General features: G+C 67.6%; 19 protein-coding genes and 2 tRNA genes. 11 read left to right on the forward strand and 10 right to left on the reverse strand.

What is annotated here, in order from left to right; all coding sequences use genetic code 11:
- Positions 1-86: 86 nt before the first annotated feature.
- The 6 genes from gyrB to ASE68_RS00825 all read left to right on the forward strand — a co-directional run bounded on the left by gyrB (position 87) and on the right by ASE68_RS00825 (position 5,922).
- Entirely contained in the window at positions 87-2,099 is a 2,013-nt protein-coding gene (gene gyrB / locus ASE68_RS00800; protein WP_055854081.1) for a DNA topoisomerase (ATP-hydrolyzing) subunit B, read from the forward strand.
- Positions 2,100-2,187: 88 nt separating this feature from the next.
- The gene (gene gyrA / locus ASE68_RS00805) at positions 2,188-4,722 is read left to right on the forward strand and encodes a DNA gyrase subunit A (protein ID WP_369800082.1); all 2,535 of its coding nucleotides are present in this window, start codon (positions 2,188-2,190) and stop codon (positions 4,720-4,722) included.
- Positions 4,723-4,728: 6 nt separating this feature from the next.
- Positions 4,729-5,133 (forward strand): DUF3566 domain-containing protein, encoded by a 405-nt coding sequence (locus ASE68_RS00810; protein WP_055854086.1) that lies wholly within the window; start codon positions 4,729-4,731, stop codon positions 5,131-5,133.
- A 65-nt stretch (positions 5,134-5,198) separates the two neighbouring features.
- Positions 5,199-5,272 (forward strand) — tRNA-Ile (locus tag ASE68_RS00815).
- Positions 5,273-5,313: 41 nt separating this feature from the next.
- Positions 5,314-5,386 (forward strand) — tRNA-Ala (locus ASE68_RS00820).
- Positions 5,387-5,478: 92 nt separating this feature from the next.
- A complete protein-coding gene (locus tag ASE68_RS00825; protein ID WP_055854089.1) occupies positions 5,479-5,922 on the forward strand; it encodes an NUDIX hydrolase in 444 nt (147 codons plus the stop codon).
- Between the two features lie 209 nt (positions 5,923-6,131).
- On the opposite strand, the gene ASE68_RS00830 is transcribed toward ASE68_RS00825, so the two are convergent.
- Complete coding sequence (locus ASE68_RS00830; protein ID WP_055854091.1) at positions 6,132-6,383, reverse strand: hypothetical protein; 252 nt, start codon at positions 6,381-6,383, stop codon at positions 6,132-6,134.
- Positions 6,384-6,989: 606 nt separating this feature from the next.
- Positions 6,990-7,514, reverse strand: a complete 525-nt coding sequence (locus tag ASE68_RS00835; protein WP_055854093.1) for a hypothetical protein — start codon at positions 7,512-7,514, stop codon at positions 6,990-6,992.
- 119 nt (positions 7,515-7,633) lie between these two features.
- Between ASE68_RS00835 and ASE68_RS00840 the strand changes: the two genes are divergently transcribed.
- A complete protein-coding gene (locus ASE68_RS00840) occupies positions 7,634-8,173 on the forward strand; it encodes a peptidylprolyl isomerase (protein ID WP_055854096.1) in 540 nt (179 codons plus the stop codon).
- A 151-nt stretch (positions 8,174-8,324) separates the two neighbouring features.
- Positions 8,325-9,038: a rhomboid family intramembrane serine protease gene (locus tag ASE68_RS00845; RefSeq protein ID WP_235480728.1), complete on the forward strand. Its 714-nt coding sequence runs from the start codon at positions 8,325-8,327 to the stop codon at positions 9,036-9,038.
- Between the two features lie 140 nt (positions 9,039-9,178).
- On the opposite strand, the gene ASE68_RS00850 is transcribed toward ASE68_RS00845, so the two are convergent.
- Positions 9,179-9,418, reverse strand: a complete 240-nt coding sequence (locus ASE68_RS00850) for a cell division protein CrgA (RefSeq protein ID WP_055854101.1) — start codon at positions 9,416-9,418, stop codon at positions 9,179-9,181.
- Positions 9,419-9,489: 71 nt separating this feature from the next.
- Here ASE68_RS00850 and ASE68_RS00855 point away from each other — a divergent pair, with 71 nt between their 5' ends.
- From ASE68_RS00855 to ASE68_RS00860, 3 genes are read left to right on the forward strand one after another with little or no spacing between them, the layout of a single operon-like run.
- On the forward strand, positions 9,490-10,314 hold the full coding sequence (locus ASE68_RS00855) for a class E sortase (RefSeq protein ID WP_055854104.1): 825 nt from the start codon (positions 9,490-9,492) through the stop codon (positions 10,312-10,314).
- Positions 10,311-10,475 (forward strand): hypothetical protein, encoded by a 165-nt coding sequence (locus ASE68_RS20010; RefSeq protein ID WP_157421476.1) that lies wholly within the window; start codon positions 10,311-10,313, stop codon positions 10,473-10,475. Before ASE68_RS00855 ends, ASE68_RS20010 begins: the two co-directional genes overlap by 4 nt.
- Positions 10,472-11,113 (forward strand): aminodeoxychorismate/anthranilate synthase component II, encoded by a 642-nt coding sequence (locus tag ASE68_RS00860; protein ID WP_055854107.1) that lies wholly within the window; start codon positions 10,472-10,474, stop codon positions 11,111-11,113. The genes ASE68_RS20010 and ASE68_RS00860 overlap by 4 nt, the downstream gene beginning before the upstream one ends.
- Before the next feature lie 55 nt (positions 11,114-11,168).
- On the opposite strand, the gene pknB is transcribed toward ASE68_RS00860, so the two are convergent.
- From pknB to ASE68_RS00895, 7 genes are all read right to left on the reverse strand, one after another.
- A complete protein-coding gene (gene pknB / locus ASE68_RS00865) occupies positions 11,169-12,863 on the reverse strand; it encodes a Stk1 family PASTA domain-containing Ser/Thr kinase (RefSeq protein ID WP_157421477.1) in 1,695 nt (564 codons plus the stop codon).
- Between the two features lie 83 nt (positions 12,864-12,946).
- Positions 12,947-14,680, reverse strand: coding sequence for a protein kinase (locus ASE68_RS00870; protein ID WP_055854112.1), 1,734 nt, complete (start codon positions 14,678-14,680; stop codon positions 12,947-12,949).
- Positions 14,677-16,134 carry a penicillin-binding protein 2 gene (locus tag ASE68_RS00875; protein WP_055854115.1) on the reverse strand — a complete coding sequence of 486 codons (1,458 nt, stop codon included), beginning with the start codon at positions 16,132-16,134 and terminating at the stop codon, positions 14,677-14,679. The genes ASE68_RS00870 and ASE68_RS00875 overlap by 4 nt, the downstream gene beginning before the upstream one ends.
- Positions 16,131-17,465: an FtsW/RodA/SpoVE family cell cycle protein gene (locus ASE68_RS00880; RefSeq protein WP_082462291.1), complete on the reverse strand. Its 1,335-nt coding sequence runs from the start codon at positions 17,463-17,465 to the stop codon at positions 16,131-16,133. Before ASE68_RS00880 ends, ASE68_RS00875 begins: the two co-directional genes overlap by 4 nt.
- Positions 17,466-17,559: 94 nt before the next feature.
- The gene (locus ASE68_RS00885; RefSeq protein WP_055854116.1) at positions 17,560-18,792 is read right to left on the reverse strand and encodes a PP2C family serine/threonine-protein phosphatase; all 1,233 of its coding nucleotides are present in this window, start codon (positions 18,790-18,792) and stop codon (positions 17,560-17,562) included.
- Positions 18,793-18,795: 3 nt separating this feature from the next.
- The gene (locus ASE68_RS00890; protein ID WP_055854126.1) at positions 18,796-19,329 is read right to left on the reverse strand and encodes an FHA domain-containing protein; all 534 of its coding nucleotides are present in this window, start codon (positions 19,327-19,329) and stop codon (positions 18,796-18,798) included.
- Positions 19,326-20,063, reverse strand: coding sequence for a DUF3662 and FHA domain-containing protein (locus ASE68_RS00895; RefSeq protein WP_055854129.1), 738 nt, complete (start codon positions 20,061-20,063; stop codon positions 19,326-19,328). Before ASE68_RS00895 ends, ASE68_RS00890 begins: the two co-directional genes overlap by 4 nt.
- Positions 20,064-20,067 lie beyond the last annotated feature (4 nt).

Below are 20,067 nucleotides of genomic sequence, written 5' to 3' on the forward strand. Positions count from 1 at the left end.
GAGAACGGCAATTCCGGGCTGCTCGCGCAGGTCTGTTTGATAGGATCGAGAGTCGCTTGTACGACGGTTTGGAGCCCGATTCACCCATGACAGCGGAACCCACGAAGGCCGAGCGCGCGCCTGAATACGGCGCGGACGAGATCCAGGTTCTCGAGGGCCTCGAAGCGGTCCGCAAGCGGCCGGGAATGTACATCGGCTCGACCGGGCCGAGAGGCCTCCACCATCTCGTCTACGAGATCGTCGACAACTCCGTCGACGAGGCGCTTGCAGGCTATGCCGACACCATCGACGTCACGATCCTGCCTGACGGCGGGGTGCGTGTCATCGACAACGGTCGCGGCATCCCCGTGGGCATCCACAAGTCCGAGGGCAAGTCGACCGTCGAGGTCGTGCTCACGGTGCTGCACGCCGGCGGCAAGTTCGGCGGCGGCGGCTACGCCGTCTCGGGCGGCCTGCACGGTGTCGGCTCATCAGTCGTGAACGCCCTCTCGACCCGCCTCGACGTCGAGGTCAAGCGCGAAGGACACGCGTGGCGTCAGTCGTACTCCGTCGGCGTCCCCGACGCTCCGCTCTCGCAAGACGAGGCGAGCGACGAGACCGGTACGACCATCACGTTCTGGCCGAGCACCGACATCTTCGAGACCGTCGAGTTCGACTACGAGACGCTCCGAACGCGATTCCAGCAGTACGCGTTCCTCAACAAGGGCCTGCGCATCACGCTCACCGACCTCCGGGCCGGGCACGATGAGGTCTCCCACGAAGACACCGCGGAGCACGAGGCGGATCCCGCCGCGCCGCGCACCGACACCTTCCTCTACGAGCGCGGCCTGGTCGACTACGTCGAGTACCTCAACCGTTCGAAGAAGAACGACGTCGTGAACGACGAGATCATCTCGTTCGAGTCCGAGGATCCCGATCGCAAGATCGCACTCGAGGTCGCCATGCAGTGGACCACCTCGTACTCCGAGTCGGTGCACACGTACGCGAACACCATCAACACCCACGAGGGCGGCACCCACGAAGAGGGCTTCCGCGCCGCGCTCACCACGCTCGTCAACCGCTACGCGCGCGAGAAGAACATCATCAAGGAGAAGGACGAGAACCTCTCCGGCGACGACGTCCGCGAAGGCCTGACCGCGGTCATCTCCGTCAAGCTCGGCGAACCGCAGTTCGAGGGCCAGACGAAGACCAAGCTCGGCAACACCGAGGCGAAGTCGTTTGTGCAGAAGGTCACGGCCGACCAGCTCGGCGACTGGTTCGAGCGCAACCCGACCCAGGCACGCGAGATCATCCGCAAGGCGATCCAGGCTGCGACCGCTCGCCTCGCGGCGCGCAAGGCGCGCGAGGCGACGCGGCGCAAGGGCCTGCTCGAGTCCGGCGGCATGCCGGGCAAGCTCAAGGACTGCTCCTCGAAGGACCCGTCGATCTCCGAGATCTTCATCGTCGAGGGCGACTCGGCCGGCGGTTCCGCCGTGCAGGGCCGCAACCCCGAGACGCAGGCGATCCTCCCGCTCCGCGGCAAGATCCTGAACGTCGAGAAGGCCAGGCTCGATCGCGCCCTCGCGAACGCCGAGGTCCAGGCCATGATCACGGCGTTCGGCGCCGGCATCGGTGAGGACTTCAACACCGACAAGGCCAGGTACCACAAGATCGTGCTCATGGCCGACGCCGACGTCGACGGCCAGCACATCACGACGCTGCTCCTCACCCTGCTCTTCCGCTACATGCGCCCGCTCATCGAGTTCGGCTACGTGTACCTCGCGCAGCCGCCGTTGTACCGCCTCAAGTGGACGAACGCCGAGCACGAGTACGTCTACTCCGACCGGGAGCGCGACGCGCTGCTCGTCGAGGGCCAGGCGAAGGGATGGCGCATCCCGAAGGACAACGGCGTGCAGCGCTACAAGGGTCTCGGCGAGATGAACCACCAAGAGTTGTGGGAGACCACGATGAACCCCGAGACCCGCACGCTGCTGCAGGTCACCATGGACGACGCGGCCGCCGCCGACGAGATCTTCTCGACCCTGATGGGCGAAGACGTCGAGAGCCGCCGCAACTTCATCCAGAAGAACGCGAAGGACGTGCGTTTCCTTGACATCTGACGTGATCGAGCCCGGCGCGGGCGGCGAAGAGACCACCGGCGGCCACGGCATCCACGGCCGCATCGACCAGGTCGACCTGCAGCTCGAGATGCAGCGCTCGTACCTCGACTACGCGATGAGCGTCATCGTCGGACGTGCGCTGCCCGACGTGCGCGACGGCCTCAAGCCGGTGCACCGCCGCGTGATCTACGCGATGTACGACGGCGGCTACCGCCCCGACAAGGCGTTCTCGAAGTGCGCCCGCGTGGTCGGCGACGTCATGGGCCAGTTCCACCCGCACGGTGACACGGCCATCTACGACGCGCTCGTGCGACTCGTGCAGCCGTGGAGCCTTCGCTACCCCCTCGCCCTCGGGCAGGGCAACTTCGGCTCGCCCGGCAACGACGGCGCAGCAGCCCCTCGATACACCGAGACGAAGATGGCTCCGCTCGCGCTCGAGATGGTGCGCGACATCGACGAAGACACCGTCGACTTCCAGGACAACTACGACGGCCGCACGCAGGAGCCGTCGATCCTGCCCGCGAGGTTCCCGAACCTGCTCGTCAACGGCTCGGTCGGCATCGCCGTCGGCATGGCCACGAACATCCCCCCGCACAACCTGCGTGAGGTGGCATCCGGCGCCCAGTGGTACCTCGAGCACCCCGAGGCATCCCGCGAAGAGCTGCAAGAGGCGCTGATCCAGCGCATCAAGGGTCCCGACTTCCCGACCGGGGCGCAGATCCTCGGCGTCAAGGGCATCAACGACGCCTACCGCACGGGCCGCGGCTCGATCACCATGCGCGCGGTCGTCTCGGTCGAAGAGCTCCAGGGCCGTACCTGCCTCGTCGTCACCGAACTGCCCTACCAGGTGAACCCCGACAACCTGGCGATCAAGATCGCCGACATGGTGAAGGACGGCAAGCTCGGCGGCATCGCCGACATCCGCGACGAGACCTCGGGCCGCACCGGCCAGCGCCTCGTGCTCGTGCTCAAGCGCGACGCCGTCGCCAAGGTCGTGCTGAACAACCTGTACAAGCACACCCCGCTGCAGGAGAACTTCGGCGCCAACATGCTCGCGATCGTCGACGGAGTGCCCCGCACCCTCTCGATCGACGGCTTCATCGCGCACTGGGTCGACCACCAGATCGACGTCATCGTGCGCCGCACCCAGTTCCGCCTGCGCAAGGCCGAAGAGCGCATGCACATCCTACGCGGTTACCTCAAGGCGCTCGACGCGCTCGACGAGGTCATCGCCCTCATCCGTCGTTCGCCCACTGTTGAAGAGGCGCGTGACGGCCTGATGGGGCTGCTCGACATCGACGAGTTGCAGGCGCGTGCGATCCTCGAGATGCAGCTGCGTCGCCTGGCCGCGCTCGAGCGCCAGAAGATCATCGACGAGGCGACTCAGCTCGAGATCGAGATCGCCGACTTCCGCGCGATCATCGCGTCGCCCGAGCGTCAGCGCACGATCGTCTCCGAAGAGCTCGCCGAGATCGTCGACAAGTACGGCGACGACCGCCGCACGCAGATCATGCCCGGCTTCGACGGCGACATGTCGGTCGAAGACCTCATCCCCGAAGAGGAGATGGTCGTCACCGTCACGCGCGGCGGCTACGTCAAGCGCACGCGCAGCGACAACTACCGTTCGCAGCACCGGGGTGGCAAGGGCGTCAAGGGCGCGCAGCTTCGCGCCGACGACGTGGTCGAGCACTTCTTCGTCACGACCACGCACCACTGGCTGCTGTTCTTCACGAACATGGGCCGTGTGTACCGTGCGAAGACGTACGAGCTGCAGGAGGGTGGCCGCGACGCGAAGGGCCAGCACCTCGCGAACCTCCTCGAGCTCCAGCCCGACGAGCAGGTCGCCGAGATCCTCGACATCCGCGACTACGCCGTGGCGCAGTACCTGGTGCTCGCCACACGCGACGGCCTCGTGAAGAAGACGGAACTCACCGCCTACGACACGAACCGCGCGCGCGGTGTCATCGCGATCAACCTCCGCGAAGGCGACGAGCTCGTCTCGGCCATGCTCGCCGACGAGCACGACGAGATCCTGCTCGTGTCGCGCAAGGGCATGTCGCTCCGCTTCGAGGCGACCGATGAGGCGCTGCGGCCGATGGGCCGCTCGACCTCCGGCGTCAAGGGCATGAGCTTCCGCGACGGAGACAGCCTGCTCGAGGCATCCGTCGTCGCCCATTCCGACCCCGATGCAGTGCCCGAGGCGATCGATTCCGCTCCGGATGCCGCGGGCGAGGTGGCCGGCCAGAAGCTCAGTCCGACCGATACGTACGTGTTCGTCGTCACCGAGGGCGGGTACGCCAAGAGCACCCGCATCGAGGAGTACCGCAAGCAGCAGCGCAGCGGACTGGGCATCAAGGTGGCCAAGTTGAACGACGATCGTGGCGACCTGGCGGGTGCGTTGATCGTCTCGCGCACCGACGAGGTGCTTGTGGTTCTTGCCAGTGGCAAGGTGGTACGCTCTGACGTCGCCGAGGTTCCCGCCAAGGGCAGGGACACGATGGGCGTCGTCTTCGCGAAGTTCGCCGAAGCCGACCGGATCATCGCGATCGCGAAGAATTCCGAACGGAATCTCGTGGAGGAAGCCGCAGAACCTGAAGCGGACGAGACCACGGGAGAGGAGTAACCGTCTATGAGTAGCGTTGCCGAGAAGCTCGCACGCAAATCGAACCGCCGACCGGCGGCCAAGCAGGTTCGCCTGCGTCTGGTCTACATCGACTTCTGGTCGGCCGTGAAGCTGTCGTTCCTGATCGCGGTCGCGCTCGCGGTCGTGAGCATCGTGGTCACGTTCCTCGTGCACACCGTGCTCAGCTCGACGGGCATCTTCGAGAACCTGAACTCCCTCGTGCAGGATGTCGCGGGTGCCGGCACCGACCTCACGGCCGTGCTCTCGCTCGGAAACGTGATGGGATTCGCCATCGTCGCGGCGCTGCTGAACCTGGTCGTGACCACCGCACTCGGTGCGATCCTGGCCGTTCTGTACAACCTGAGCGTCAAGATCACGGGCGGCATCCTCGTCGGATTCACCAACAACTGATGGCCTTTTCGGCTCGATTCGGATTCTCGGCGACCTTCAGGTAGTCTTTTCCACGGCCGAAATTCGGGGATATAGCTCAGGCGGTTAGAGCGCTTCGCTGATAACGAAGAGGTCCGAGGTTCAAGTCCTCGTATCCCCACTCCATAACTCCATACATCGGATGCCACTGGCATCCGAATCGGGGCCTTAGCTCAGTTGGTAGAGCGCCTGCTTTGCAAGCAGGATGTCAGGAGTTCGAATCTCCTAGGCTCCACAGTTTCTCGCCGCGCGACGATCTCTTCTCGCCGGCACCTCGTCGTTATGCCGCATCGGCTGTGCTCCGCGCGCAACGGTTACAGTATGCGGATGGACATTCGCATCGCCGCGTACGCCGTCATCATCCGCGACGACGAGATCCTGCTCGCCCACTGGAACGAGCATGGTCGATCCGGCTGGACCCTGCCCGGTGGAGGCATCGAGGGCGAGGAGCACCCCGCCGTGGCCGTAGTGCGCGAGGTCCGTGAGGAGACCGGTCACGATGCGGCCGTCGAGCGACTGCTCGGCATCGACACGATGATCGTGCCGGCCGCCAAGCGCATCAGCGGTTCGGCGCCCCTGTACGCCATGCGCGTCGTCTATCGCGCCCACGTCACGGGTGGCACGTTGCGCAACGAGGTGGGCGGGTCGAGCGATGAGGCGAGGTGGTTCCCACTCGACTCGCTGTCGTCGTTGAAGAAGGTCGGTCTCGTCGACGTCGCACTGCGGTTGAACGCCGAGGAGCCGGCCGACGGGGTGCCCTCGCCGGCCTGACTCCGATCGGCCTCCGAGCGGCGCCTTCACGGACGCCGTCGGCACGACGCCGACAGCCGAGCGTCGCACGACGCTCCGCTCTCGGCGAGGTGCCGACGGACCGTGCGCGGCCTCAGGGCGGATGTGTACGCGGCCGTGCACGGACCGGATCGAGTCGCGGTGACCCGGATCCGATCCGTGACGGGGCTTGCCGCCGCCTGCCGAGCTCATCAGACGACCGGGTTTCCGAGCGTGGCGAGCTTGCGCTGCAGCTCGGCCGTGGCGTTCTGCATCTCGAGTTCGGTGTGTCGGCGGAGCAGCACGGTCTCGGGGGAGTTGAGCGCCTCGCGACGTCGACTCCATCGGAGGAGCGCCAGGCCGAGTCGCCGCGCCGCTCGTTCCTGCAGGCCGAGGGCCCGCGGTTGGTACATGGTCGCTCGTCCCGGAACGGGGCGGGTGGCCGTGAGTGAGGTGGTGTTCACGATGATTCCTTCGTTGGAGGTGAAGATCCGCGCGACGGACGCCGGCGGGGGGAGAGGTTCACTGTCGCGCCTGAGGCGCGAGGGACGGCGGCACGGCAGCGGCGCTCGTCGCACGTGCGAGGCGCAGCTGAAGGCAGCGAGGCGATCCGGCGCGATGGCGCGGATCGTGCGAGATCAGTCGAGAGGGATCGAGGCTCCGGATGCGACGTGGTCGCGGGTGGAGACGAGCCTCACGCCCGATCGGGCGGAGCGACGATCACGCACACTGGTGCGCGATGCCGAGGACGATTCAGCCGGCCGCGGAAACGAGGAGGAATCCGATGTGCCGATCAGTGATGATGTGCTTGTTCATGGGACTCAACTCCTCTCTTGGTTCGGGGCGCGTTCGCCGGTTCACGAACATACCGGCATATTCACAGGGAGCGCAAGCGCGAATCGCGAATTCGATCGAACTTCAGTGCTGGCCCTGACCGTTCAGGGCCGGCGCAGCAGCGCAGCAGCGCGTCGCGACGTGGCGAGGAGGCGGCCGATCACTCGTCGCGATCGCCAGTAGGCGCGCGAAAGGTCCCGCCGTCTGGCGGGACCTTTCAACGACGCAGGGTGCGGCTAGAGAGCCGGCGAAGACGGGCTGGCGGTCGCCGGCTCGTCGTCGGCGACCCAGAGCTCGTCGTCGGCACGGAACGTCTGCCAGACGGCGTAGGCGATGCCCGCCGCGACGGCGATGCCCGCGCCGATGGCGAGGTAGGAGCCGAAGCCGGGGCCGCGATTCTTGGACACGACGGTTGCAGCCGTCGGCGAGACGCGCTTGACCGCACGGCGCACGCGGGCGTCGTTGGCGATGTCGCCGATCGACAGCACCGAACCGAGCGCGGAGCCGAGGGTGCGCTCCACGCCATCGCCGGCAGTTGCGGCGAGATCGCGCGCCTGGCCGATGCGGGGCCGGACGTAGCTCTCGTAGCCGGTGCGTACGCGCGGAACGACCTCCTCATGCGTGAGCGCGCTCAACTGGCGGCTCACCTCACGTGCAACGGCGTTTGCGCGATCCAGTACCTGCTGCTGGTCTCCCCACAGATCTTCGGCACTACTGCGCAGCCGCTTGAGTTCCTTCTGGCGCTTGCGTGACAGGCTCATCTGACCCTCCATCGATGTGCAGCGAATCACTCCATCTTGCCACCGAAACGGCTGGAAGCGAGGTGGGAGTCGCAAACGCCCGTTCCCCTTGACGAATCAGTGCGTGACAGAATATGGGAATGCCGATTCACACTGCAGTCGCGACGCTCAACACCAGCCTCGGACCGATCAAGGTCGACCTCTACGGACACCACGCACCGAAGACGGTGAAGAACTTCGTCGGCCTCGCGACCGGCGAGATCGAGTGGACCCACCCCTCCACCGGCCAGAAGTCCAACGACCCGCTCTACGACGGCGTCGTCTTCCACCGCATCATCCCCGGCTTCATGATCCAGGGCGGCGACCCGCTCGGCCAGGGCATCGGCGGACCGGGCTACCAGTTCGACGACGAGATCAACCCCGAGCTGGACTTCACCGAGCCCTACGTGCTCGCCATGGCCAATGCCGGCATCCAGGGCGGCCGCGGCACCAACGGTTCGCAGTTCTTCATCACCGTCGGCCCGACCACGTGGCTGCAGGGCAAGCACAGCATCTTCGGCAAGGTGACGGATGCCGCGAGCCAGGCGATCGTCGACAAGCTCGCCTCCGTGCCGACCGACGGCCGTGACCGCCCGCTCGACGACGTCGTCATCGAGAGCGTCACCGTCGAGCAGGTCTGACGATCAGGTGACGGATGCCGGCGCTGATCGCGCGAACTTCTGCTACCGGCATCCCGACCGTCAGAGTTTCGTACTCTGCCAGCGCTGCGGGCGCACGGTGTGCGGTGAATGCCAGACACCTGCGCCCGTCGGCGTGATCTGCCCCGAGTGCATGCGCGAACAGCGCGCCTCGGCCCCGCGCACGAAGCCGGCGGTCGTCACGCGGTTCCGGGCTGCCGCAGAACGCGGTGCCCCCGTCGTCACGTATTCCCTCATCGGCATCTCGGTGGTGGTGTACGTGTTGCAGTGGTTGACCGGATCGTTCATGGCCAACTACTTCGCCTTCACGCCGCAGGCGATGTCGCTCGAGACCTACGAGCCATGGCGCGCGCTGACCAGCGTGTTCCTGCACGCCTCGATCCTGCACCTGCTGTTGAACATGTACACGCTGTGGCTGTTCGGACAACTGCTCGAGCCCATGCTCGGTCGCGTACGGTTCCTCGCGCTGTACCTGATCAGCGGCCTCGCAGGCTCCGTCGGTGTCGTGCTGCTCGCGGCGCCGCTCGGTTGGGTGCTGGGCGCCTCCGGCGCGATCTTCGGCCTGATGGGTGCGTTCGTCGTGATCCAGCGACGCCTCGGCGGCAACATGACCCAGCTCTACATCCTGCTGGCGATCAACCTCGGCATCGGGTTCCTCCCGGGCGCGAACATCTCATGGCAGGCGCACCTCGGCGGGCTCGTCGGCGGCGCGCTGGTGGGGCTGATCTACCTCGAGACGAGAAACCGTGCACGCCGCGGAATGCAGATCGCACTCCTCATCGCGTTCACCGTCGTACTCCTCGTCGTCGGCACGGTCGTCGCCGAGGCGAAGCTCGCCTCGCTCTGATTATCCACAGCTCCATCCACAACTGGGGAGAGAGTTACACGCGTGTAATTGTCGCGCGTTCGAGGAGCTGAGACGGGTTCAGGGTGCACAAAACGGGCGGATGTCGCATCCGCCCGTTTCAGTGGTTCAGAGGAGCAGGTTCAGCGCCAGCGCGTCGTCATGAGGAAGCCGACGAACGCGATGCCGAACCCGATGAGGATGTTCCACGAGCCGAGGTCGGCGATGGGCAGCTTGCCCTGACTCACATAGAAGACGATGATCCACGCGAGCCCGAGCAGCATGAAGCCGAACATGACGGGCTTGAACCAGACCGGGTTCGGGGCTTCTTCGCCGCTCGTCTGCTCCGCGCGTGCGGGCTTGGAGGATTTCGTACGTGCCATGCGGGCGATTCTATCCGAGAGCGGGCACGACTCACAGCCGGGGGTCCTCGAGGCCGAATAGAATCGTCCTCATGTCCGAGTCGCTGCCCGAGGGTCGCCGTCGCGACCGCGAGCGACGCGGCGCGGAAGCAGGCGCGGCCAAGCCGCGTCACCGGGTCAGCGTCGTCGGCGTCTTCGGTGAGCTGCTGCTCACGGCCGGTGTGCTCATCCTGCTGTTCCTCGGATGGCAACTCTGGTGGAACGACGCGATCATGGCGGGTCAGCAGTCGGCTGCGGCATCCGCGCAGAGCGCAGACTGGAACGAGCAGGCGCGCGCCGAGCGCGGTGACGAGCCGGTGCCGACGCCAGAGGACTACGGCGATCCCGTCGTCGGACCGGCCGAGTATCCGCACGGCGAGGCCTTCGCGGTCATGTACGTGCCCCGCTTCGATGCGCCGGGCACCCACGACTCGGTGCGCCAGATCGCCGAGGGCTACAGCACCGACGTGCTGAACAGCTTCGAGACGGGCGTCGGGCACTACCCGGGCACGCAGATGCCCGGCCAGGTCGGCAACTTCGCGATCGCGTCGCACCGCAGCGCCTACGGCGGCGGCATGCACGAGATCGAGCAGTTCCAGCTCGGCGACCCCATCTACATCCAGACGAAAGACGGCTGGTACACCTACCGCTTCCGCGACTTCGAGTACGTGACACCCGACACGGTCGATGTGCTCGCCGCAGTGCCGCACCAGCCGACGGTGCAGCCGACCGACCGCATCATCACGCTGACCACGTGCAACCCGCTGTACTCGACGGCCGAGCGCCTCGTGGCCTACGGCGTGCTCGACTCGTGGCAGCCCGCCTCCGCCGGACCACCGGCGGAGATCGCCGACATCGTCGCAACCTGGGGGTCGTGAGCTTGTACGGAGCGTTGTGGCGGGTTCTTCCCGGTCCGATCTGGCTGCGCATCATCCTGCTGCTGCTGCTCATCGCGGCGGCGGTCTACGCCCTCTTCACGTGGGTGTTCCCCTGGGTCGACGGCATCGTCAACCCGATCGACGTCACGGTGGACCAATGACCCGAATCCTCGTCATCGACAACTACGACAGCTTCGTCTACACCCTGAACGGCTACCTGCAGGAGCTCGGGGCCGAGACGGAGGTGTTCCGCAACGACGCCTTCCCCGAGTCGGAGGTCGCCGAACGCATCGCCGAGTACGACGCGGTGCTCCTGTCGCCCGGCCCGGGCAAGCCCTCCGACGCCGGCGTCTCGATCCCGGTGGTGCGCGCCGCACTGGCGTCGAACACGCCGCTGCTCGGCGTGTGCCTCGGCCACCAGGCGATCGCCGAGGCCTTCGGCGGGGTCGTGACGAATGCCGAGGAGCTCATGCACGGCAAGACGTCGAGCATCTCGCACGACGAGAGCGACTTCTACGACGGCGTTCCGCAGCCGTTCACGGCGACGAGATACCACTCGCTCGCCGTGGTCGACGGCACGATGCCGCCCGAGCTCGAGGTGACGAGTCGCACCCAGGGCGGCGTGATCATGGGCCTGCGCCATGTCGACGCACCGATCTACGGCGTGCAGTTCCACCCCGAGTCGGTGCTCACCGAGGGCGGGTACCTCATGCTGGGCAACTGGCTCGCCGTCGCCGGCCTCGCCGAGGCACCAGAGCGGGCCGCCGGCCTCAATCCGCTGCTGCGCGCCGCGGACTGACTCTGGCCGGTCGCTGACTGACCCTGGCCAGTCGCCGACTGACCCTGGCCAGTCGCTACCCGGCGCAGTAGGTGAGCTCGACCGAGGAGTGCTGCGGCACATCTCCGGGCGAGAGCGACTGCTGGGTCACCGGCGACCCGGGCTGCGACGCGCACCCGGGGTCGGGCTTGGGCACCGGTGTCAGCTGGAGGTTCTCGGCGGAGAGCAGCGAGGAAGCCGCGTCGAGCGTCTGCTCGGTGAGGTCGGGAAGCGTGACCATGCCGTTCGAGATGAGGAAGTTGACGGTGGACCCGACCTCGACCGCGGTGCCGGCCTCGGGGTCGCTGCCGAGCACGACGTCAGCGGCCACGGTCGGAGAGGTCTGGCGTGTCTCGGTGCCGGCCACGAGTCCTGCGTCGGTCACGCTCTTCTTCGCCTGCTCGAGCGCGGAGTTCTTCACGTCGGGAACCTTCACCGACTCGCGACCCGCTGACACGTAGATGGTGATCGGCGTGCTCGCATCGACGATCTCGCCGGCCGGCGGATCGGTGCGGATCACGTTGCCGGCCGTGATCTCGGCATTGTTCTCGTCGATGCGCGAGGCGGGCAGGCCCAGCTCCTGGAGTTGGTCGACGGCGTCTTCGTAGGTCGTGTCCACGAATGCGGGCACCTCGCGCGCGTTCGACGGAACCTCGACGGTCGGCTGCAGGTTGAAGGCCCAGTACATGACGGCGATCACGATGACGATGACCCCGATGATGCCCGACCAGATCCAGATCGCCGGTGGGCGCCGCTGGGTGCGCGTCATCGTCTCGTCTTCGGTGAGCTGTCGCAGCGCCAGCTCGGACGTCGAGAGCGAGCCCGTTGGGGCTCCGAAGAGCATGTTCGACTCGTCGGGACGCTGGTGCACCGGCACACGCCCGGATGCCGCGGTGTCGATGTCGGCGCGGAACTCGGCGGCCGTCTGATAGCGGCCGTCTCGCGTCTTCACGAGCGCGTGCATGACGACCGCGTCGAGCGCCGGAGAGACCTTGGGGTTGATGACGCTCGGCTTCACCGGGCGTTCGCTCACGTGCTGGTAGGCGACGGCGACCGGGGTGTCACCACGGAAGGGAGGCCGACCGGTGAGCATCTCGAAGAGCACGACGCCCGTCGAGTAGAGGTCGGTGCGCGCGTCGACGGTCTCGCCCTTGGCCTGCTCGGGCGAGAAGTACGAGGCCGTGCCGAGGATCGCGGTGGTCTGCGCCACCGTGGTCGAGGAGTCGGACACGGCTCGGGCGATGCCGAAGTCCATGACCTTCACCTGGCCGGTGGTCGTGATCATGATGTTGCCGGGCTTTATGTCGCGGTGCACGACGCCGGCGCGGTGGGAGTACTCCAGTGCGGTGAGCACGCCGTCGATGACGCGCACGGCCGCCGCCGGCTCGAGAGGACCGTCGTGGATGATGTCCTTGAGCAGCCGGCCCTCGACGAACTCCATGACGATGAACGGCAGCTGCACCTCGTGGCCGGAGGCGTCGGCGACGGTCTCCTCGCCGGCGTCGAAGACGCGCACGATCGTCGGATGCGCCATGCGCGCGGCGGACTGCGCCTCTTGGCGGAACCGCATGCGGAACGCGGGGTCGGTCGCGAGCTGCGGCTTCAGCAGCTTGATCGCGACCTGGCGGCCGAGCCGGGTGTCCTGGCCGACGTGGACGTCGGACATGCCGCCGCGACCGATGAGCTGACCCACCCGGTAGCGCCCGGCGAGTACCTGTCCTTCGTCAGTCACGTGCGCCCGGTTCCTCTCTCATTCGCGTCGCGTTCGGTGTGCCGATGCCTGCCGCGCTCGAATCGAGCACGGCAGGACGGGCATCAGTTGTCGGTCTCGTCGTCGCCGCCGGCTCCGGCATCGGGAGTCGGAGCAGGGCTCGCGGTCACGGTGACGGGCGCCGACGGTGAAGCGGCCGAGCTCAGCGCACCGCAGAAGTACAGGTAGCTGATGTTGATGGTCGCACCGTCGGCGGCGTCGGCGTTCACGGTGATCGTGACGTTCGTGGCGTCGGCGCCGAGCGGGGGCGCGGCCGCCGCGGGGCCGTCGACGTTGACCTGGTAACCCGACCGGGTCTGGCCGGCAGGGCACTGCGCGGCGGGCCAGGAGACCTGGATGGATCCGCCGGGCGTGGCGGTCGAGGGCGACACTGAAGGGGCTGCTCCAGGCGCCGCGGGCGTCTCGGGAGCCGCGTAGTACGTGACCGTCACCTCGGAACCGATCGGAACAGGCCCGGTCGGGTTGACCTCGTAGACGATGCCGGTGCCAGACGGGTCGGCGGCGGGGTTGCCCTCGACGCCGTTCGCGGACATGCCGAGCTCCTGCAGCTTGGCGCGTGCGTCGTCGATCGAGAGGCCGACGAAGTCGTCTGCGTTGATCTGCGCAGTGGTGGGTGCCTCGGACGTGGGCGGCGGCGCCGACGACGCAGGCGCGCTCCGCGTCGGAGGCTTGCTCGACTCCGTGGCGGGTGCGTTGCTGCCGCCGCCGTTGACCGCGAGGGCGATGATCGTGCCGATCAGCACGATCGCGAGCACCGCGATGAGCACGATGAGTGGCCAGGTCCAGGGGCTGCGCTTCTTCTCTTCGACCTCTTCTTCGGCCGACTCTTCACCGGGGGCGCCGGTGGGGAGCACGGTCGTCGCCGCGGTCGCGCCCTGCTGGGGCATGAGCATCGTCGCCGCGGTCGCGCCGCCTGCGAGACCGAGCACCGCGGGAACCGCCACGGCGGCGCCCTGCACGTCGCCACGTCGCAGCGCGGATGCCGCGCGTGCCAGGTGGGCAGCCGTCTGGGGGCGCTCGGCCGGGTTCTTCGCGATGCACGTGTAGACGAGGTTGCGCACGGGCTCGGAGACGGTGACCGGGAGGTCGGGCGGCGTCTCGTTGATCTGCGCCATGGCGATCGCGACCTGCGACTCGCCCGTGAACGGGCGACGGCCGGCGAGCGCCTCGTAGGCGACGATGCCGAGCGAGTAGATGTCGGTCGTCGGCGAGGCCGGGTGCCCGGAGGCCTGCTCGGGCGAGAGGTACTGCACCGTGCCCATGACCTGGCCGGTCGCCGTGAGCGGCACCTGGTCGGCGATGCGCGCGATGCCGAAGTCGGTGATCTTGACACGGCCGTCGGGCGTGATGAGCAGGTTGCCGGGCTTGATGTCGCGGTGCACGAGGCCGGCCGCGTGGGCGGCCTGGAGCGCGTTGGCCGTCTGCGCGACGATGTCGAGCACCTTGTCGGTCGAGAGCACGTGCTCCCGCTCGAGGATCGTCGAGAGCGCCTCGCCGGGCACGAGCTCCATGACGAGGTAGGCGCTGCCCTCTTCTTCGCCGTAGTCGAAGACGTTGGCGATGCCCTCGTGGTTCACGAGCGCGGCGTGACGTGCCTCGGCGCGGAAGCGCTCGAGGAAGCCCGGGTCGCCGAGGTACTCGTCTTTCAGGATCTTGATCGCGACCTGTCGGCCGATGACGAGGTCGGTGGCCTGCCACACCTCGCCCATCCCGCCGATCGCGATGCGGGATTGCAGTTCGTAGCGCCCCCCGAAGGTGAGCCCTGCGCTCGGTCTCATTTGTTCAGCACCGCCTCTAGTACCTGCTTTGCGATGGGTGCGGCGATGAGATTGCCGTACCCCTCCTGACCAAGACCCCCGCCATCCTCCACGAGTACCGTGATCGCATACTGAGGGTTGTCTGCGGGGGCAAAACCGGTGAACCACAAGGTGTAAGGGTCATCCTCGCCGTTCTCCGCTGTACCCGTCTTACCGGCCACGCTGACGCCGTCTATTCTTGCATTACTCGCGGCACCGGATTCGACGCCGTTGGTCATCATCTCGGTCATCGTCCTGGCCGTGTCCTCGCTGATCGCGCGACCGAATTCCGAGCCCTCGAACTCCTGCAGCGGCGTGAAGTCGGGCGCGGTGATCTGGTCGACCAGGTTCGGGTTCATGACGATGCCGCCGTTGGCGATCGCGGCCGAGACGACGGCCATCTGCAGCGGCGTTGCTCGCACCGTGTACTGACCGAACGCGCTGAGCGCGGTCTGCGGCTCGTCGAGTCCGCGGGGGTACACGCTCGGCTCGGTCGCGGTGGGGATCTCGAACTCGTGGTTGAAGCCGAACTTCTCGGCCTGCTCGCGGATCGCGTCGTCGCCGAGTTCCATGCCCAACTCGGCGAACGGGATGTTGCACGAGAAACGCAGTGCGTCGGCGAGGGTGACGGTGCTTCCGCCGCTTCCGCAGGTGCCGCCGCCGGAGTTGATCACGACGGAGTCGGTGCCGGGCAGGGTGAGCTCGCCGGGGTTCGGGAACGTGCTCTCGGGCGTGTACCGGCCGGACTCGAGTGCGGCCGCGGTGACGACGAGCTTGAACACCGATCCGGGAGGGTTCATGTCGCCGCCGGTCGCACGGTTGATGAGGGGATCGCTCGGGTCGGCGAGCAGCCCCTGGTAGGTCTCCTCGACGACATCGGTGTCGTGCGACACCAGGGTGTTCGGGTCGAAAGTCGGCTTGGTGACCATGGCGAGGATGCGTCCGGTGGCGGGTTCGGTGACGACGACCGCGCCCTGGTAGTCGCCGAGGGCGTCCCAGGCGGCCTGCTGGGCGACCGGGTCGATCGAGACATCCACCGATGCGCCCATCGGATCCTGACCGGAGATCAGCCGGTTGATCTTGTCGAAGAACTGGCTCGAGTCCTGCCCGCTGAGGTACTCGTTGACCGAGCTCTCGAGCCCGGTCGCCTCGCCGTTCACCGGGATGTACCCGGTGACGCCGGCGTAGAGCGGGCCGTTCGGGTACACGCGCAGGAACTTGTAGTCGTCGTCGGAGGGCTGCGAGAAGGCGACGGGCGTTCCGTCGACGAGGATCGGCCCGCGCTCGACCGAGAAGCTCGCGTACAGGGTGCGCGCGTTGCGCGGGTCGGCGGCGAGGTCGCTGGCCGTGAAGTACTGGATGACCGTGGTCGAGACGAACAGGGCCACGAACATCAGCAGGGCGAAGATGCTGACGCGCTTGAGTTCGCGGTTCATCCGTCGATCACCAGCCTCGGATGGTTGCGGACCGTGTCGGAGAGCCGCAACAGCAGCGCGATGATGATCCAGTTGGCCACGAGCGAGGATCCGCCCGCGGCGAGGAACGGCGTCGTCAGGCCGGTCAGCGGGATGACGCGGGTCACGCCGCCGACGACGATGAACACCTGCAGGGCGATGACGAACGCGAGTCCGACGCCGAGCAGCTTGCCGAAGTCGTCTTGACCGGCGAAGCCGATGCGGAACCCGCGGGCGACGAGCAGCACGTAGAGCGCGAGAATCGCGAAGATGCCGGCGAGGCCGAGCTCCTCTCCGAGGCTGGCGATGATGTAGTCGCTCTGGGGCACCGGGGTGAGCTCGGGGCTGCCTCGCCCCCAACCCGTGCCGATGAGGCCGCCGTTGGCCAGGCCGAACAGGCCCTGAACGAGCTGGTAGCTGCCACCGAGGTCGGCGTCGTACCTCGCCTCGCTGAATGGGTCGAGCCAGTTCTGGAAGCGGTTGTTGACGTAGTCGAGCGTCTGGCTCGCGATGAGGGCGCCCGCGAGGAACAGCGAGAGTCCGAGCACGACCCACGAGAGGCGGCTGGTCGCGACGTAGAGCATCACGAGGAACAGGCCGAAGTACAGCAGTGCGGTACCGAGGTCGCGCTGGAACACGATGACGCTCATCGAGAGCGCCCACACGATGAGCAGCGGGCCGAGGTCGCGGGCGCGCGGGAACCGCATGCCGAGGAACTTCTTGCCGACCATCGAGAGCGAGTCGCGGTTGCGCACGAGGTAGCCGGCGAAGAAGACGGCCAGGGCGATCTTCGCGATCTCGCCCGGCTGGAAGGTGGCGATGTCGCCGATGCCGATCCAGACCCGCGCGCCGCCGCGGGCCTGGCCGAGACCGGGCACGAGCGGCAGCATGAGCAGGATGATCGCCACGAACCCGGCGACGTAGGTGTAGCGGAAGAGCACCCGGTGGTTGCGGATGATGAGGATCGTCGCGATGCCGCAGATGATCGCGATCGCGCTCCACACGATCTGGCGCACGGCCGCGCTCTGCCATCCGCTGTCGCCGTAGGCGATGTCGATGCGGTAGATCATCGCGATGCCGAGGCCGTTCAGCACCGTCGCGATGGGCAGCAGGAACGGGTCGGCGTCGCGCGCGACGAAGCGCATGGCGATGTGCAGTCCGAAGACGAGCACCGAGAGTCCGGCACCGAGCAGCACGAGCTGCGTGTCGATGCGGCCGAGGGCGCCGAGCTGCACCAGCACGATCGAGCCCGCGTTGATGAGGCAGGCCACGAGGAGCAGCCACAGTTCGAGGTTGCGCAGTCGCTGCGGCATCCGGATGCGTCGGATGCCGGCGGGCGGCGTCGCTGCAGGTGGCTGGGCCGAGGAGACCTGCCCGCCGGAGACCTGGCCGCCGAAGGCGTCGGCGTCACTCAAGGGACTCCTCCAATCGCGACACGATCTTCGTCGCGTCGGTGAGCGAGCCCGCGTTGATGGTCTTCTCGACGCGCTGCTGGTCGTAGGGGCGGAGTTCGGAGACGTCGATGGTGGTCTCGCGGTAGAGCTCGTTCATCGAGATCGGGCCGATGTCCTGCTGGATGCCCTGGAAGATGGCGACCCGGCCGTTGGACTCGCCCACGTAGTACCGGGTCTGGGTCCACTGGTAGCCGAGGATCACGACGGCCACGATGGCCGCGATGAGCGTGAAGATCCAGAACCCCCACACCCATCGGCGTCGGCGCCTGCGACGGGCGTCCTCTTCGAGGATCTCGTCGAAGAAGTCCTCGGAGTCGGGCTCGAAGTGCGTCTCCTGCACCGGGTGCGGACGGAACGGCGTGAGGCGGATGGCACGAGGGCGTGCCGGCTCGGAGGCCGCGCCGAACGCCAGCGGCGCCGCGGCCGATCCGACGACGAGCGGAGGAGTCGCGGGCGCCGGCGGGTCGCCGATGTCGACGATCACGACGGTGACGTTGTCTGGAGCCCCGCCGTCGAGCGAGGCCTTGACCAGGCGGTCGGCCACCTGCTTGGCGCCCGCATCGGCCGAGAGTTGCTCGTGCAGCTCGTCGAACGACACGACGCCCGAGAGGCCGTCGGAGCAGATCAGCCAGCGATCGCCCGGCCTCGTGTCGAGCACCATCGAGTCGATCTCGGGGGACGCCTCGACGTCGCCGAGCACCCGCATGAGCACCGAGCGCCGCGGGTGCACCATGGCCTCCTCGGCGGTGATGCGGCCGGCGTCGACGAGGCGCTGCACGAACGTGTGGTCGATCGAGATCTGGCTGAGCTCGCCGGAGCGCAGGAGGTAGATGCGCGAGTCGCCGATGTGCGCGATGACCACGCGGTCTTCGTGCAGCAGCATCGCACTCGCGGTCGTGCCCATGCCGGTGAGCTCGGAGTGCTCGGCCACGGTCTCGGCGAGGCGCCGGTTGGCCGAGATCAGGGCGCCCTCGAGGGCGGCCGCCGCCTCTGGTGCGGAGTGGTAGTCGGCGTCGGCGTCGGCGACGCGCTGCGTGACGATCGCGCTCGCGACGTCACCTCCGGCGTGGCCGCCCATGCCGTCGGCCACGAGGAACAGCCGTCGGCCCGCATAGCCGGAGTCCTGGTTGTTCGCACGGATGCGTCCGACATGCGAGACCGCGGCGCTCGCCTTGATCGAGACCATGGGCTACCGCCGCAGCTCGAACGTCGTCGCTCCGACCTTGATGGTCGCTCCGAGGGGGATCTGCACGGGCACGGTCACGCGGGCGCCGTCGAGGAACGTGCCGTTGGTGGAGTCGAGGTCTTGGAGCATCCACTTGCCGTTCCAGAGCATCATGCGCGCGTGGTGGGTGGACGTGTAGTCGTCGCGGATGATGATCGCCGAGTCGCTCGACCGGCCGATGGTGATCTCGTCGCGCCCGAGGGGGAACTCGGTGCCGGCCTTCTGGCCGCTCGTGATCACGAGCTTGAGGGCGCCGTCGCCGGCTGCCGGTGCCGGCTGTCGGGAGACGGGTGAGGTCGGGGCGGCCTGAGCAGCACCGGCGGCTGCGGGGAAGGCGGCTGCGGGGGATGCCGCGGCGGCTGCACCGCCCTCGGGCTGGAGCTTGCGCACCCGCTGCCCGAACAGGTCGCTGCGCAGCGCGTAGACGATCGCGAAGATGAACGCCCACAGCAGCAGTAGGAACCCGAGCTGCAGAACGAGCAGGGTCAGTTCGCTCATTCGGCCGGCCCCCAGAACCCGCCGACATCGTGACGTTCGGTCGCCGGGTCGGCGTGGGGCGCGGGGGTTGCGGCTTGGGCGAGCACTCGGAACACGATACGCGAGCGGCCGATGGTGATCACGGAGTCGGGTTCGAGGATCGCCTCGGTGACACGGGCGCCGTTCAGCTGGGTGCCGTTCGTCGAGCCGAGGTCGCGAACGCGGGCGCGCGAGCCGTCCCATTGCACCTCGGCATGACGCCGCGAGGCGCCCGAGTCGTCGATCGTGACGTCGGCCTCGCTGCCACGGCCGATGACGGTGCGGCCCTTGATGATCGGATGCCGCGTGCCGCCGATGTCGAGCACGGGGGTCCAGGCGACCTGGCCCTTCACGTTGCGCGAGTCGACCTGCACCATGCCCTCGGCGAGGCCCTCGTCGGATCGGAGCGAGATCGTGATGGCGCCGGCGAACTGGAAGTGCTGGCTCGCGGCGTGCTTCTGGACGAGGTCGACGAGCTCGTCGGTGAGGGCCGGGCCGAGCGCGGACATGCGCTCGTGATCGGCCGGCGACATGCGCACGACGAACTGGTTCGGCACGAGCACGCGATCGCGCGAGACGACCGCCGCCTTCGTGTCGAGCTCGCGCTTCAGGGCAGCGGTGATCTCGACGGGCTGCAGCCCCGAGCGAAAGGTCTTCGCGAAGGCGCCGTTGACGGCGCGTTCGAGACCTTTCTCGAAGTTGTCCAGTAGGCCCACAGGT

It is taken from the genome of Agromyces sp. Leaf222 (assembly GCF_001421565.1).
In the GTDB taxonomy this organism is placed as follows: Bacteria; Actinomycetota; Actinomycetes; order Actinomycetales; family Microbacteriaceae; genus Agromyces.